Below are 15,402 nucleotides of genomic sequence, written 5' to 3'. Positions count from 1 at the left end.
GGCGTCAAGCGCGAGGAGGGCACCATCGTCGACGTGTCGCTGCGCCCCGGCGACGGCTTCGTGACCGCCGTGACCCTGGCCGACGGCCGGCGCATCGAAGGCGATCTCTTCATCGACTGCTCGGGCTTTCGCGCGCTGCTGATCGAGGGCGTCATGAAGGCCGGGTATCACGACTGGACGCACTGGCTGCCCTGCGACAGCGCCCAGGCCGTGCCCTGTGACAAGGTGCAGCCGTTGACGCCGTACACCACGTCCACGGCGCGCAGCGCTGGCTGGCAGTGGCGCATCCCGCTGCAGCACCGCACCGGCAACGGTCACGTCTACTGCAGCGGCTACATGAGCGACGAGGCCGCCGGGCAGGTGCTGATGCAGAACCTGGACGGCGCGCCCCAGGCCGACCCGCGCCAGCTGCGCTTCAAGACCGGCATGCGCAAGAAGGCCTGGGACAAGAACGTCGTCGCCATCGGCCTGTCGTCGGGCTTCCTGGAGCCGCTGGAGTCCACCAGCATCCAGCTCATCATGGATGGCGTCGGCCGCCTGATAGAACTCTTCCCCGACAAACGCTGCGACCGCTACCTCGCCGACGAATACAACCGCCGCATGACGCAGCAATACGAGTCCATCCGCGACTTCATCGTGCTGCACTACAAGCTGACGAAGCGCGACGACAGCGAGTTCTGGCGCTACTGCGCGGCCATGTCGATCCCGGACGCCTTGAGCCACCAGATCGAACTCTTCCGCCGCAGTGGTCGCGTCGCCATCCTCGATCCGGACAGCTTCGCTGAGCCTTCCTGGGTATCGCTGTTCCTGGGCCTCGGCTGCTGGCCGGAGCGCCACGACCCGTTGCTGCGACAGGTGGACGAACAAGCGCTACGCGCGCACTTCCAGCGTCTTCGCGCGGCCATCTCGCAGACCGTGGACGGCATGCCTGACCACGGCGCCTTCATAGATCGGCACGTCCGTGCCCCAGCCATGGAGGCAGTCAAGCCATGAACGACCAAGCCATCCGCCGCATCGTCATCGTCGGCGGCGGCAGCGCCGGCTGGATGGCCGCCGCGCCGCTCAGCCAGGTGTTCGGCACGCAGCCGGCCGGGCCGGCCAACCCGGTCGGTTGCGAGATCGTGCTGATCGAGTCGCCCGAGATCGGCACCGTGGGCGTGGGAGAGGCGACGCTGCCCAGCATCCGCCACTACAACGACGCGCTGGAGCTCGACAACGCCGAGTTCATGCGCAGGACCCAGGCAAGTTTCAAGCTGGGCATCGAGTTCAAGGACTGGGGTCGCGTCGGCAACCGCTTCTTCCACGGCTTCGGCGGCTTCGGGCCGCCCATCGTCAACCGCTCGTCGGTGGCGCATTGGCAGAGGCTGGACCGCGCGGGCGCCATGCCCAGCTACGAGGAGTGGTCCACCGCGGCGGTGATGGCGCAGCGCAACCGCTTCGTGCCGCCCGAGGGCGGGCCGCCGTCGGCCGCCAATTCCTACTCCTACGCCTTCCACTTCGACGCTGGCCTGTACGCGACCTTCCTGCGCGAGTACGCGATGGCGCGCGGCGTCAAGCGCGAGGAGGGCACCATCGTCGACGTGTCGCTGCGCCCCGGCGACGGCTTCGTGACCGCCGTGACGCTGGCCGATGGCCGGCGCATCGAGGGGGATCTCTTCATCGACTGCTCGGGCTTTCGCGCGCTGCTGATCGAGGGTGTCATGAAAGCCGGTTATCACGACTGGACGCACTGGCTGCCCTGCGACAGTGCCCAGGCCGTGCCCTGCGACAAGGTGCTGCCGCTGTCGCCGTACACCACGTCTACGGCGCGCAGCGCCGGCTGGCAGTGGCGCATCCCGCTGCAGCACCGCACCGGCAACGGTCATGTCTACTGCAGCGGCTACATGAGCGACGAGGCAGCCGGCCACGTGTTGATGAGTAACCTCGACGGCGCGCCCCAGGGCGAGCCGCGCCAGCTGCGCTTCAAGACCGGCATGCGCAAGCGCATCTGGGAGAAGAACGTCGTCGCGGTGGGCCTGTCGTCGGGTTTCCTGGAGCCGCTGGAATCCACCAGCCTGTCGCTCGTCATCCACGGCATCAGCAGCCTGGTGGAGCTATTCCCCGACCGCAAGTGTGAACCGCATCTGGTGGACGAATACAACCGCCGCATGACAAGGCAGTACGAGTCCATCCGTGACTTCATCATCCTGCACTACAAGCAGACGCAGCGTGACGACAGCGAGTTCTGGCGCTACTGCGCGGCCATGCCCATCCCCGACACGCTGGCGCACCAGATCGAAACCTTTCGCCGCAACGGTCGCGTCGTCATCCTGGACCGCGACAGCTTCGGCGAGGACTCGTGGTACTCGCTCTACCTCGGCCTGGGCCTGAAGCCCGAGGGCCTGGACCCACTGTTGAAGCAGGTGAGCGAGGTCGCGCTGCGGGAGCACTTCCAGCGTCTGCACACTGCCGTCGCCCGGACGGTGGACGGCATGCCAGACCATGCGGCTTATCTCGACCGCCTCGTCAGTGCGAGCTGAGTTTTATCGCCCGGCCCGCTCCCGCAGGAAGTCCGCATACGCCAGCGCGCTGCGCTTGAGCGTGCGCTGCTGGGTCTCGAAATCCACATGCACGAGGCCGAAGCGGCGCTCGTAGCCGAAGGCCCATTCGAAGTTGTCCAGCAGCGACCAGATGAAATAGCCGCGCACGTCCACGCCGTTGTCCATGGCGCGTGAGCATGCCGCGAAATGCTGCTTGATGTAGGCCTGGCGTTGCAGGTCGTCGACGTCGCCGGCGCTGACCATGTCGTCGCTCGACATGCCGTTTTCGGTGATGTAGAGGGGCGGCAGATTGGCGTAGTCGCGCTTGAAGGCTTCGAACAGGTCCTGCAGGCCTTGCGGGTAGACCTCCCAGTCCATCGTCGTGCGCTCGACCTCGGGGTGGCGCACCCAGTCGATGGTGTCGGGGCCCTTGGAGCGCAGCACGGCGCGGCTGTAGAAGTTGATGCCCAGGTAGTCGATGGGCTGCTTGATGAGGTCCATGTCGCCGGGCAGTACCAGGGGCTCGCAGCCTTTCCACAGGCGCCACAGGTCAGCCGGGTACTCGCCCTTGAGCAGCGGGTCCAGCACCCAGCGGTTCTGGTAGGTCTCGAACAGCGAAGCGGCGTCGCGGTCTTCGGCTGTGTCGGTGTCGGCATAGCCCGGCGCGCAGTTGGCGACGATGCCGTGCAAGGCCGTCGGGTCGTTGGCGCGCAGGATGGGCAACGCCAGGCCGTGCCCCAGCAGCAAATGGTGCATGGCCTGGGCGGCCCAGCGGTTGGACTTGAGGCCGGGCGCGTGGTGCCCGTCGCCATAGCCAAGATAGGCTGAGCACCAGGGCTCGTTGTGCGTCGTCCAGGCCGCCACGCGGCCGCCACCGAGTTCGCGGCTCATCAGGTCGGCGTAGTCGGCAAAGCGGTAGGCCGTCTCGCGGTTCAGCCAACCACCGCGGTCTTCGAGGTGCTGGGGCAGGTCCCAGTGATACAGCGTGACGAAGGCGCGGATGCCACGCTTGGCCAGGCCGTCGAGCAGGCGCTTGTAGAAGTCGATGCCCTTCGCATTCGGCCGGCCGGCCTCGTCCATCACGCGCGGCCAGGCGATGGAGAAGCGGTAGGCGTCCACACCCAGGCGCTGCAGGACGTCCAGGTCTTCTTCAAAGCGGTGGTAGTGGTCGCAGGCCACGTCGCCGTTCTCGCCGCGCAGCACCTTGCCCGGCGTCGCGCAGAAGCGGTCCCAGATGGATTCGAGGCGGCCGTCCTCGTGTGCGGCGCCTTCGATCTGGTACGACGAGGTGCCGGCGCCGAAGATGAAGCCGGGGCGGCGCATGGCCGAGCCGGCGGGCGGCGCGACGAGGTCGGCCAGGGAGGTGGGAGGCGGGGTCAGGTCCATGTCGGGCAGTCGTTCAGGCAGAGGTCGGCAGCGCATGCAGGGCGGTGCGCCAGGGTTGCAGGGCAAGGGGTTCGGCGGGCAGCGGGCCGCGCACGCCACAGATGAAGGAGGCGTAGCGATTGGCCAGGGCCAGCGTGGCGGGCAGGTCACGGCCCAGCGACAGGCCGGCCAGCAGCAGGGCGGTGAAGGCATCGCCGGCGCCGACGGTGTCGACCATGCACGGCTGGATGACGCCAGCCCCCTGCGCCAGCAGCACGCCGCCCGGCGCGTAGAAGCGCCAGCCGCTGGCGCCGCAGGTCAGCACCAGGCGTTGCAGTGCAAAACGTGCCATCAATGCGCTGGCGCGGCCGGCGTCGTCGGGCGCGCCGGCATCGAACCAGCCGGCCAGTTGGGCCAGTTCTTCGTCGTTGACCTTGACCCAATCGGCCAGCATCAGCGACTCGGCGGCCAGCAGTCGGGTTTCAGTGCCGGCCCGCAGGTTCAAGTCCAGGAAGCGCGTGCCGGTGAAAGGCTTGACGAGGGCGCGCAGGGCCGCGCGCGAGGCGGGCTGGCGTTGGGCCAGGCTGCCGAAGTAGAGCCACGCCGGCGCCGTTTCAGCGAGGTGAGGGCGGGCGGCCGCGGCGTCGATATGGTCCCAGGCGGCGTCGCCTTGAATCTCGAAGTGGTGGCCTCCGGCGTCCTCGTGCACGCTGACGCGGCCGGTGGCGTGCTGCGGGTCGCGCTGCACGCCGGCGCTGTCCAGGCCGTAGCGGCGCGCACTGTCGAGCACGAGGCGGCCGTTGTCATCGTCCGCGCCGACGCGGCTGATGAACAGGGCCGGCGCGCCCATGGCGGCGAGCGAGCGCGCCACGTTGAAGGGCGCGCCACCCGCGACGGGTCCGTCATGGAATTCGTCGACCAGGGCTTCGCCGAGGACGGCGATGGGGCAGGGGAGCATGTCGGCGGCGCTTGGCGCGCTTCGTCGGTGGTTCGGAAATATTCTATGCAACAGCGATTGTTTAGTGAACAATATCCAGCCTAGGTTTTGCCCCCGGTACAGGGTGTACCCGGGGCCGCTGGGGTGCCGATGCACAATCGCGCCCGATGCGACGTGCTAAACAACAGCGGGAGCTCGGGTGATGGCCGACAAGGGAGTGACGATTCGCGAATTGGCCGAGGCCGCGGGCGTGTCCATCGGCACGGTGTCGCGCGCGCTGAAGGGCCAGCCCGGCCTGTCTGAGCAGACTCGCGCCCAGGTGCTCGGCGTGGCCCAGCAGATGGGTTACGACGTCGGCAAGCTGCGCACCGGCAAGCCACGCCGCATGCTCTTCCTGTACAGCCGCAGCCTGGGCTCGCTGGCCAACAACCCCTTCTATTCCTATGTGCTGCACGGCGCCGAGACGGCCTGCCGCGAGGCCGGCGTGCCGCTGAGCATCATGTCGGTGCTGGCGGGCGACGACGTGGCCGGCCAGGTACGCCGCCATGAGGCCGAGGCGCTGCTGGGTGCCGGCTATTTCGACCCCGAGGCCATGGAATCCATTCGCCGCTGCGAACTGCCGCTGGTGCTCGTGGATCACTTTTACCCCGGCGTGCGTTGCGTCAATGACGACAACCAGCTTGGCGCCTGGCTGGCGACTCGCCATCTGCTGGAAGGCCAGTCCCAACGCATCGCCGCCATTTTCGGGCCGCTGGCGCATTACTCGACGTCGCTGCGCGCCAAGGGCTTCCGCCGCGCCTTGTTCGAGGCCGGCCGCCTGTTTGACCCCGACTACGAAGTCACGCTGGACCCGGCGCTGGAATACGGCGACGCCGGCCGTGATGCGATGAGCCGCCTGCTGGCCCTGCCCAACCCCCCGGACGCGGTCTTCGCCTACAACGACTCGACGGCCATGTTTGCCATCGAGGTTTGTCTTGAGCGCGGCCTGCGCGTGCCCGAGGACATCCGCTTCATCGGCTACGACGACATCGAGGAGGCTGCCCGCAACAAGCCGCCCCTGTCCACTGTGAAGATGGACAAGGAAGCACTTGGCAACGTCGCCGCACGCGCCCTCATCGAAGGCGATGTCGCACCCAATGACGCGTCGCTGCCGGTGGAGCTGGTCGTGCGCGAGAGTTCCCGTTTCGTCGCGGCGCCTGAAGCCGAGGCCGCGCCGCGCAAGGCCAGGCGCAAGACCGCAGCTGTCTAGGTGGCTGCCTAGGTAGTTGCACCGCCTTTCGTTCGTGCGATCAACGAACGAAAATAGGACTGTTTACTAAAAATACCGCCTCGCTCAGCGCCAGGCGAAGGAGACAGTCTTGATCGCCGATCCCGAAGGGGCCGCCATGCCGCCCGTGCAGCGCCCGACCGCCTCCGTGCCGCCAGCGCCAACACTTGCGGCCGACCGCGTGCCCGCGCGGCAGAAGATCGGCTTCGGCCTGGGCTCCTTCCTGGACATGTGGGGCCACTGGCTCTACCAGTCGTTGGCCTTCCACGTCTTCAACATCTTCCTCGGCGTGGCGCCGGGGCTGATCTCCACGGTCATCTTCCTGAAGATCGCGGTCGATGCCGTTTCGGACGCGCTGTTCGGCTGGCTCTCCGACAACGCCCGCACGCGCTGGGGGCGCCGCCGCCCCTTCATCCTGGTGGGCGGCATCCTCGCCGGCATCGGCCTGCCGCTGATGTTCGCCGTCGGCCGCGGCTGGAGCGACAACGAATACTTCATCTTCATGCTGGTCTCGACCTGCCTGTACGTGCCGGTCATGAGTTGCTTCAACATGCCCTGGAACAGCCTGGGCGCCGAGATGACGCCCGACTACCACGAGCGCACGCGCGTGATGTCATGGAAGAACGCGATCCAGAAGCTCCCCGAGCTGGCGATGTTCGTGGCGGCCCAGTTCACGACGCTGGCCTTCTTCAATGATGCGAAGGGCAAGCCCGACATCCTGCTGGGTGCCCAGGTCTACACCAGCATCCTGGGCGGCATCATGGTGGTGGTCTCCATCGCCATTTTCCTGCTGACCCGCGAACGCTACTACCAGAAGGTCGTGGCGCAGACCCGGCAGCGCGTGCCCTTCAAGGACACCCTGTACCGCACACTGAAGAACAAGCCCTTCCGCCAGATGCTGGGCACGATGATGGCCTACAACATGGCCACCTCCATGGTGGGCATGCTGGGCTACTACGCCACCGTCTACTACGTCTGCGCCGGCAACGTCGTTGAAGCCACCAAGTGGAACTCGATGATGGGCATCGCCGGTCTGGTCTGCGGCCTCGTTGGCATCGCCTTCGCCGGGTGGGTGGCCAGGCACTGGGGCAAGCGCAATGCGCTGATGACGGTGCTGGTGCTGGGCATCCTCGCCTTCGTCGGCGACTGGTTCTTCTACAACCCGCAGCTGCCCTGGCTGCAGTTGTTTGCCAGCGGCGGCGTGGCCTTCGTCGGTGCCGGGTTCTGGACGATCTACGGCTCGGCGATGGCCGACGTCATCGACCATGACGAGCTCGGCAGCCGACAGCGCCGCGAGGGTTCGTTCGCCGCCTGCGGCTCCTGGATCTCCAAGGTCGGCCTCGCCTTGGGCAACGGCGCCTCCGGCTGGGTGCTGATGTTCACCGGCTTCAACGCTAAGCTGCCGGTGCAGGGCGAGGATGCGCTGTTCATGATCCGGGTCGCCCTGTCGGGCATTCCCATCCTCGGGCTGCTTATCGCCCTCTACATCGTGTCCCGCTACTTCCTGACCGAGCGGCGCATGAACGAGATCCGCGCCGAGCTGGAAGCGCGCCGCGGCACCGTCTGACTTTTTTCGGAGTTTTCCCCATGACTTCAACCTGGCTCGGCCGCGCTTTGCTGGCCCTGTCGACCTGCGTCTTCATTGCCGGCGCCCAGGCCGCCCCGCACGAGACGCTCAAGCTCGACGCCCCCAAGCCCAATCTCGCGCCCACGCCGCCGATGGGCTGGAACTCCTGGAACAAGTTCGCCTGCAACGTCAGCGAGACGCTGATCCGCCAGCAGGCCGACGCGATGGTCGCCTCCGGCATGAAAGACGCGGGCTACCGCTACATCGTCATCGACGACTGCTGGCAGAAGAGCCGCGACGCGGACGGCAACATCCAGGCCGACCCCGAGCGCTTCCCATCGGGCATCAAGGCACTGGCCGACTACGTTCATTCCAAGGGCCTGAAGTTCGGCCTCTATTCCGATGCCGGCGCCGCAACCTGCGGTGGCCGCCCCGGCAGCGCCGGCCACGAGTTCCAGGATGCGCGCCAGTATGCGAAGTGGGGCGTGGACTGGCTGAAATACGACTGGTGCTACACCGGCCCGCGCACCCCCGAAGCGGCCTACACCATCATGGCCAAGGCGCTGCGCGAATCGGGCCGTGACATCGTGCTGTCCATCTGCGAATGGGGCGGCAGCCAGCCCGGCCGCTGGGCCCATCCCGTCGGCCATCTGTGGCGCACCACGGGCGACATCTGGGACGCCTGGAAGGGCAAGAAGGAGTGGTCGCACGGCCTGCTGGACATCATCGACATGAATGCCGACCTGTGGGCCGACGCCGCGCCCAACGGCTGGAACGACCCCGACATGCTGGAGGTCGGCAACGGCGGCATGACGACGACGGAGTACGAGAGCCACTTCTCGATCTGGGCCATGCTGGCCGCGCCGTTGGTGGCGGGCAACGACATGGCGAAGATGGATGCGGACACCCGCCGCATCCTGACCAATGCCGAGGTCATCAAGGTCGACCAGGACCCGCTCGGCCGGCAGGGCCGGCGCGTCTGGCGCCAGGGCAACCTGGAAGTCTGGGTGCGCACGCTGGCCGGTGGCGAACGTGCGGCCGTGCTGTTCAACCGCGGCGAAACGGCGGCCGACATCAAGGTGACGTGGGAGCAGCTGGACCTCGCGCCGCGCATCAAGGCCGAGGTCCACGACCTGTGGTCGGGCAAGAAGACCCGCGGCGTCTCGGGCGAGGTCGGCGGCAGCGTGAAGCCTCACGGCGTGATGATGGTGCGTGTCAGCCCGACACCCTGAGCGTCTCGATCAGCATCCGCCGCAGGCTGTCCACCGCCTTGTTGCCCTTGGACGTCTTGCTGCGGTAGACGGCTACCTGCATCGGCTCCAGCGGTCCCAGGCCCTGTTCGGCGCCCAGAAGTTGCAGATGCGGCGGCGCGCTGCACTGCGTCAGCACGGCCACGGCCAGGCCGCTCTCGACGGCTGCGATCTGCCCTGCCAGGCTGGAGCTGTTGTAGACGATCTTGTAGGGCCGGCCCTGCAGGGCGAGGGCGTTGATGGCGCTGCGCCGGCCCAGGCTGGCCTCCTCGTAGACTGCAATGGGCAGCGGGTCGCGCCGCCAGATGTCAAACTGCGGGGAGCCGACCCAGACCATGGGCTCGTGGAAGAGCAGGGTGCCGCGCCGTGCGTGGTCGCGCGAAACCAGGGCCAGGTCGAGATCGCCACGCGCCACGCGCGGGATCAGCGAGGTCGACTGCTCGCAGTCCAGCTGGATCTCAACGCCGCCATGGCGCGGCGCAAAGCGCTTGAGGACCGGTGTCAGGTATCTGCGAGCGTAGTCATCCGGTACGCCCAGGCGCACGACACCTGAGACATCGTCCTCGCGCAGCGCCGCCTGGGCCTCGGCCTGAAGGTCCAGTATGCGTCGCGCATAGCCCAGCAGGGTCTGGCCCTCATGCGTCAGTTCCAACTGGCGCGCATCGCGCCGAAGCAGGCGGTGGCCGACGGCCGCCTCCAGCTTCTTGAGCTGCATGCTGACGGCCGACTGCGAGCGGTGGATCTCGGCCGCGGCGCTGGACAGGGAGCCAGCATCGACGGTGGCCACAAAGCATTTCAGCCAGTCGATCTGCAGATCGCGCATGAATTCGAAAAGCGGATGATTTGGAAGCGAATTATGTGCTTTTCGGATTCGCGGCCGACCGGCACATTGGCGGCCATGAAGTACCTCAATCCCGCCCCAACCGCATTACCCGCCAAGCTTGCCCGGCCGCCCGGCATCACGGCCGGCCCGCTCGACGCCCGCGCCGGCGGCGTCATGCTCCTGCTGTGCTGCCTCTGGGGCCTGCAGCAGGTGTCGCTGAAGGCGGTGACGGCGCAGGCCGGCCCGATGCTGATGATCGGCCTGCGCTCCGGCATCGCCCTGTTGCTGCTCGCCGGTCTGATGCGCTGGCGCGGCGAGGCGCTGGATCGCCGCCGCTGGGCAGCCGGTGCCGCGGCGGGCTCGCTGTTCGCGCTGGAATTCCTGCTCGTGGCCCTGGCGCTGCAGTTGACCCAGGCTTCGCACGTCGTCGTCTTCCTCTACACCTCGCCGCTGTTCACAGCCCTGGGCCTGCACTGGCGGCTGCCGGCCGAGCGCCTCGACCGGCGTCGCTGGGCGGGCATAGGCCTGGCATTCGGAGGCATCGCGCTGGCCTTCCTGTGGGGCGGTCTGGCCCCTGACGGCTCTGCGCTGCTGGGAGACCTGCTCGCGGTGCTGGCCGGCCTGGCCATGGGCGCTACGACGGTCACCATCCGGTGTACGCGCTTGGCCGCCGCACCGGCGACCGAGACGCTGTGCTACCAGCTGCTCGGCGCCTTCGTGCTGCTGCTGCCGGGTGCCTGGGCGACGGGTCAGTGGCGCTTCGAGCCGACTGCCGCCGTCTGGGCCCACCTCGCCTTCCAGAGCCTGGTCGTGTCCTTCGCCAGCTTCCTGGCCTGGTTCTGGTTGCTGCGTCGCTACCTAGCCTCGCGCCTGGGCGCCTTCACCTTTATGACGCCACTGTTTGGCGTGCTGCTGGGTGTCTGGTTGCTGGGCGAGGCGTTGTCGCCCAGCTTCGTGGCCGGCAGCCTGCTGGTGCTGGCCGGCGTCGTCCTGGTTAGCAAGCCTTAGGTCGCCACCCGCTCGGCCACGAAGGCCTGGTAGGTCCGCAGCGGGCGGCCCAGCATCTTTTCCAGCGTCTGGGTAGCGCCGGCGGCGGGAATCTGCCCGAGCTGCTGGATGCGGCTCATCATCAGGCGCAGGTCGTAGGCCATCCAGGCGGGCACGTGCTGCGCGGCCAGTTGTGCCTCGAAGGCCTGCACGTCGTCGCCGCCGTAGCGGATCTCGCGATTCAGCGCCTGGCCCCAGACAGCGGCGGCCGTCTCGCCGGTGAAGACCTCGGTGCCGGCCACTTCCAGCGTCAGGCGGGGCAGGGGTTCCGGCGAGCGGTCGCGACGCAGCAGCTCGGCCACGGCGATGTCGGCGATGTCGCGCACGTCCACCATCGCGCAGCCCTTGGCGCCGATGGGCATGGGGAAGACGCCGTAGCCTTCGATGACGGGCTGGATGCTGGCGTCGTTCTGCATGAAATAGGCCGGGCGCAGGATGGTCGCTGGCAGATCCAGGCTTTCGATCATGCGCTCCACGGTGTGCTTGCCGGTGAAGTGGGGCACGTCGGTGTAGAGGTCGGCGTGGATGACCGACAGATAGACGATGCGCTGGATGCCGGCTTCGCGGGCGACGCTGAGCGCCTGCAGCGACTGCGTGACCTCGTCGGGGGCGAGGGCGTTCAGCAGGAACAGCGTGCGCACGCCGCTCATCGCCAGGCGCAACGAGTTCACGTCGCCGAGGTCGGCGACGACGCCGTCGACGCCGGCGGGCAGGGATTGGGTGCCGGTGCGGCGGACCATCGCCTTGACCTGAGCGCCTTGCTTGGCCAGGCCTTGGACGACGAGGGAACCGACGGTGCCGGTGGAACCGATGACGAGGATGCTCATGATGGACTCTCTTGAAAGCTGATTAAGGGGAAGGACCAGGGCCAGGCGATTTGTTTCGCTGGCTTGGACGAAAGATAGGCCGTTGCAATACATAAACACAGACGCCAAAATCAGGACAATGTGTCTTCGAATTGAGACGATATGGACCTGAACGCCCTGACCGACTTCAACCTCGTGGCCACGCACGGTGGCTTTGGCCGAGCCAGCCGGGCCAGCCGGCGCTCCAAGGCCACGCTGTCCAGGCGCGTGGCGGACCTGGAGGAGCAACTGGGCGTGCGCCTCATCGAGCGCGGCGGCAAGGGACTGGAGCTGACCGAGGCCGGCCAGCTGCTGCTCAGCCGTACCGAAGGGCCCATGCACGAGGTGGCCGATGCGATCGGCGCGGCGCGGGAAGGCAGCGGCAAGGTGGCCGGGCGCCTGCGCGTGGCGGCACCCATCCTGTTTTCACAGCTGGCGATGGGGCGGCTGTGCGCGGAGTTCCGCGGGCTCTATCCCGACGTCACTCTGGAGGTGGTGGCGGAAGATCGGGTGGTGGATCTCGTCGACGAGCAGTTCGACGTCGCCATCCGCCCCAACCCGCGGGTGGACACGGCGCTGGTGGGCCGCTGTTTTGCGAAGGACCGCCTCGTGGTCGTCGCCGCGCCGTCCATCGCCAGGCCCGCGCCTGGCGCTGCGCCCGTGCGCGTGCCCGCCGTCGTCAGCGCCTATCGGGACGGCGAGACCTGGTCTGTCGACGAGGGCCGCCTGCTGATCGAGCCCGTGCCGGTGCTCGGGCTCTCGTCGATGCTGATGCTCAGGGACGCCGCGCTGGCCGGCGCCGGTGCCGCGCTGGTGCCGCGGTCCATCGTCGGGCAGCAAGTCGATGACGGCGAACTGGTGCAGTGGGGCAGCCTGGACGGCAAGGAGGTCGAGCTGTGGGTGCTGCACACCTCCCGGCGCCTGGCCAGCCCGAAGGTGAAGGCCTTCGTGGACTTCATGAGCACCCGCTTTCCGGAGGGTGCGCTGGTGCTCCCGCTCAGGACCTCAAGTCAAAGCAGGTCGCCGCTGTAGCGGTCGGCCTTGGCCACGACAAAGAAAAAGCCGCTCAGGCAAGCTGAGCGGCTTTCGGGGCTGAGCCCGTTGGGAGCTTAGAACGAGTAGGTGCCGCGCACGTAGTAGGTGCGGCCCGCTGCGTTTGCGTAGCGCGAATCCCAGCCACCAGACTGGAACAGGTCGGCCTGGTTGGTGAACGGCGGGTCGCGGTCGAACAGGTTGCGAACGCCCAGCACCAGGGAAGCGCCCTTGATCGGCGACCAGCTGCCGTACAGGTCGGTCGTCGTGAACGCCGAGACGTGGTTGGTCGGCGTGAAGTCCACGTAGCCGGACTTGTAGTGCACCGCCGTACCCAGAGCGAAGCTGCTGTAGGCCCAGTTGGCCGTCAGGTTGTGCTGCCACTTGAAGATCGGGCCGGCACCGGAGTAGATGCCAACGTTCTGGTTCCACGGGCCCGACGGGTAGTCCTGGTACTCGTACTTGTTGACGAAGGTGCTGTTCAACGCGAAGTCGAACTGGCCGACGTTGGAACGCAGGCGGTACTGGGCGCTCAGGTCGATACCGTTGGTGTTGGTGCCGCCCAGGTTCTGGTTCAGCTGTTCAACGTAACCGCACTTCGGACCCGGGCAGTTGCTGGTGATGGACAGCAGGTTGCCGGGCTGGGAGAAGTGGAAGTACTGCTGCCACTGCGTGTAGTTCTGGAACAGCGTCGACTGCGGCAGCACGGCGATCGCGTTCTTGATCTTGATCGCCCAGAAATCGATGCCCAGGCTCAGGTCGGTCATGGGTTCGAACACGGCGCCCAGGGTGTAGTTCTTGGCCTTCTCAGGCTTCAGATTGGGGTTGCCGCCGTTCTGGACCTGGAACTGACCATTGCAGTTGGCCTGCGATGCGCCGGGGATGGGGGTGCCGCCCGGGCAGTTGATCGGGTTGTTGAAGTTGCCGGCCGTGTTGGTGAACGAAGTCGAGCTGTAAAGCTCGAACAGCGTCGGCGCGCGGAAGCCCGTCGATGCCGAGCCGCGGAACAGCATTTCCTTGCTGGGCTGGAAGCGGAACGACAGCTTGGGATTGGTGCTGTCGCCGAAGTCGCTGTACTTGTCGTAGCGCACCGAGCCGGTCAGCTCAAGCATCTTGTTCACCGGCACGTTGACTTCGGTGTACAGGGCGCCGACCTTGCGCGTGCCCTTGGCCGTCGCATCTGGATCGACGCCGGTCGACGCCGAGACGAGTTGGGCAAATTCCTTGACCGGGTGCGAATCGTAGTTTTCCTTGCGGTACTCGCCACCCACGGCGATCTGCGCCGGGCGGCCAGCGCCCAACCAGTCACCCAGTTCGCGGCTCGCCATGATCTTGAAGATGTTGATCTTGCCGGTGGCGGTCTGCAGCTTGCCGTTCAAGGCCGCCTTTTCCAGCAGGGCGGTGCCGGCGGCGCTCTGGGCGCCGAAGGGGTTGATGACGCCTTCGAGCAGGCCTTCACCGATCATGTCGCCGTCACCGTAGCCACCCGTCAGGTTCTGGTCGACCGTGTTCTTGTTGGCCGAGAACTTGACCGAGTAGTCCCAGTTGAGGGCGTTGCCTTCGGCCGACAGCACGATGCGGCTTTGCTTGTTCTCGTTCATCTGGGCGCGCGAACCGTTCGGGAAATCGCGCCAGAAGACGTAGGCGAAGCCCGGCTGCACGGCCACCGGGTTGGCGAAGGCAGCAGAGGGGTTGAAGATGGTAAGGCCGGCCGTGCCGTCATCGAAGGTCGGGTCGATGTGCGCCGTGGGGAAATAGGGGTTCTTTTGACCATTGGGCATGGTCGGGTTCATGTAATAGCCGCCGTAGGGCACGGGGGCGATGCGCGTCGTGACCCGGTTGCGGGTCAGGAAGCCTTCTGCACCCAGTTCCAGCGAATCATTGACGCGCAGCGTGCCCTTGAGCATGCCGGACGCCGTGTCCGACTTGGGCGCGAAGTCGACGAAGTTGGGCGTGACGATCTTGCACTGCGTGCCGCCAGCAATCGGGATCAGGGCGGTGCCCGCGCAGGCCGGAGCGGCCGGGTTGTAGAGCGCGCTGAAATCCTGGGTGTAGTTGGCGGGATCGGTGCTGTTGGACAGGCCGCCGACGATGCGCTTGTTGAAGTCGCGCTCGTTGCCGGCGATCGGGTCTTCCTTCTTCATGCTGAGGAAGCCGGAGAGGTTGAAGCCCTGCTTGTCCAGCTCGCCGAAGCCGAAGCCGACGTTGGCGCTCTTGGCGCGGCCACCCTTGTGCTTGGGCGAGTCATAGCCCAGCGTGATGGTGCCGCCGTTGTAGCTCTTCTTCGTGATGAAGTTGATCACGCCGCCGATGGCGTCCGTGCCGTACAGGGCCGAGGCGCCGTCGCGCAGCACTTCGATGCGGTCAATCGCAGCGAAGGGGATCATGTTCAGGTCGGGCGCCGAGCCGTCGACCGCGTTGTTGGCGATGCGCTCGCCGTTCAACAGCACCAGGGTCTTGTCGGCACCGATGCCGCGCAGGTCGGCGAAGGATGCGCCGCCGCTGCCCGAGCCGATGGACTGCGCCGCATTGGTCGACTGCTGGACGCCCACCAGGTTGGCCATCACCTGTTCGACGGAGGTCACGCCGGCACTGCGCAGGTCAGCCATCTTGACGATGGTGACAGGCACGCTGGATTCGGCGTCGATGCGCTTGATCGCCGAACCGGTGACGGTCACTCGCTCGATCTGCTGCGGTTCCGCGGGGGCTTGTTGGGCCCAAGCGCTGAGACCGCCGACGGTCATCAGGAC

General features: G+C 67.0%; 12 protein-coding genes. 7 read left to right on the top strand and 5 right to left on the bottom strand.

All coding sequences use genetic code 11. From position 1 onward, the window contains the following. Both ACXJKR_RS09075 and ACXJKR_RS09070 read left to right on the top strand, forming a co-directional pair. On the top strand, nt 1–993 hold a 993-nt coding region (locus ACXJKR_RS09075), incomplete at its 5' end, for a tryptophan halogenase family protein (protein ID WP_457322555.1). Continuing rightward, on the top strand, nt 990–2,519 hold the full coding sequence (locus ACXJKR_RS09070; RefSeq protein WP_457322553.1) for a tryptophan halogenase family protein: 1,530 nt from the start codon (nt 990–992) through the stop codon (nt 2,517–2,519). The genes ACXJKR_RS09075 and ACXJKR_RS09070, both read left to right, overlap by 4 nt. Before the next feature lie 3 nt (nt 2,520–2,522). Here the strand turns inward: ACXJKR_RS09070 and ACXJKR_RS09065 are convergent, their stop codons facing one another. Both ACXJKR_RS09065 and ACXJKR_RS09060 read right to left on the bottom strand, forming a co-directional pair. Then, nucleotides 2,523–3,905, bottom strand: coding sequence for a GH1 family beta-glucosidase (locus tag ACXJKR_RS09065; protein WP_457322551.1), 1,383 nt, complete (start codon nt 3,903–3,905; stop codon nt 2,523–2,525). Nucleotides 3,906–3,918: 13 nt separating this feature from the next. After that, nucleotides 3,919–4,842: a PfkB family carbohydrate kinase gene (locus tag ACXJKR_RS09060; protein WP_457322549.1), complete on the bottom strand. Its 924-nt coding sequence runs from the start codon at nt 4,840–4,842 to the stop codon at nt 3,919–3,921. A 181-nt stretch (nt 4,843–5,023) separates the two neighbouring features. Between ACXJKR_RS09060 and ACXJKR_RS09055 the strand changes: the two genes are divergently transcribed. From ACXJKR_RS09055 to ACXJKR_RS09045, 3 genes are all read left to right on the top strand, one after another. Further along, on the top strand, nt 5,024–6,070 hold the full coding sequence (locus tag ACXJKR_RS09055) for a LacI family DNA-binding transcriptional regulator (RefSeq protein WP_457322547.1): 1,047 nt from the start codon (nt 5,024–5,026) through the stop codon (nt 6,068–6,070). A gap of 109 nt (nt 6,071–6,179) precedes the next feature. After that, complete coding sequence (locus ACXJKR_RS09050) at nt 6,180–7,655, top strand: MFS transporter (RefSeq protein ID WP_457322545.1); 1,476 nt, start codon at nt 6,180–6,182, stop codon at nt 7,653–7,655. Nucleotides 7,656–7,675: 20 nt separating this feature from the next. Continuing rightward, a complete protein-coding gene (locus tag ACXJKR_RS09045) occupies nt 7,676–8,887 on the top strand; it encodes a glycoside hydrolase family 27 protein (RefSeq protein ID WP_457322543.1) in 1,212 nt (403 codons plus the stop codon). Here ACXJKR_RS09045 and ACXJKR_RS09040 read toward each other — a convergent pair. Continuing rightward, nucleotides 8,871–9,728, bottom strand: coding sequence for a LysR family transcriptional regulator (locus ACXJKR_RS09040; protein WP_056203856.1), 858 nt, complete (start codon nt 9,726–9,728; stop codon nt 8,871–8,873). The two genes, ACXJKR_RS09045 and ACXJKR_RS09040, sit on opposite strands and share 17 nt — an antisense overlap. Before the next feature lie 174 nt (nt 9,729–9,902). Between ACXJKR_RS09040 and ACXJKR_RS09035 the strand changes: the two genes are divergently transcribed. Then, complete coding sequence (locus ACXJKR_RS09035) at nt 9,903–10,736, top strand: DMT family transporter (protein WP_457322557.1); 834 nt, start codon at nt 9,903–9,905, stop codon at nt 10,734–10,736. Here the strand turns inward: ACXJKR_RS09035 and ACXJKR_RS09030 are convergent. Continuing rightward, the gene (locus ACXJKR_RS09030; protein WP_457322541.1) at nt 10,733–11,602 is read right to left on the bottom strand and encodes an SDR family oxidoreductase; all 870 of its coding nucleotides are present in this window, start codon (nt 11,600–11,602) and stop codon (nt 10,733–10,735) included. The genes ACXJKR_RS09035 and ACXJKR_RS09030 overlap by 4 nt on opposite strands. Before the next feature lie 141 nt (nt 11,603–11,743). On the opposite strand from ACXJKR_RS09030, the gene ACXJKR_RS09025 reads away from it, so the two are divergent. Further along, nucleotides 11,744–12,652: a LysR family transcriptional regulator gene (locus ACXJKR_RS09025; RefSeq protein WP_457322539.1), complete on the top strand. Its 909-nt coding sequence runs from the start codon at nt 11,744–11,746 to the stop codon at nt 12,650–12,652. A gap of 77 nt (nt 12,653–12,729) precedes the next feature. Here the strand turns inward: ACXJKR_RS09025 and ACXJKR_RS09020 are convergent. Further along, a partial coding sequence (locus tag ACXJKR_RS09020; protein ID WP_457322537.1) for a TonB-dependent receptor occupies nt 12,730–15,402 on the bottom strand: 2,673 nt, incomplete at its 5' end.

It is taken from the genome of Roseateles sp. P5_E11 (assembly GCF_054049355.1).
Note: the sequence above shows the minus strand (reverse complement) of the source record. Positions and strands in the feature narration are given on the sequence as shown.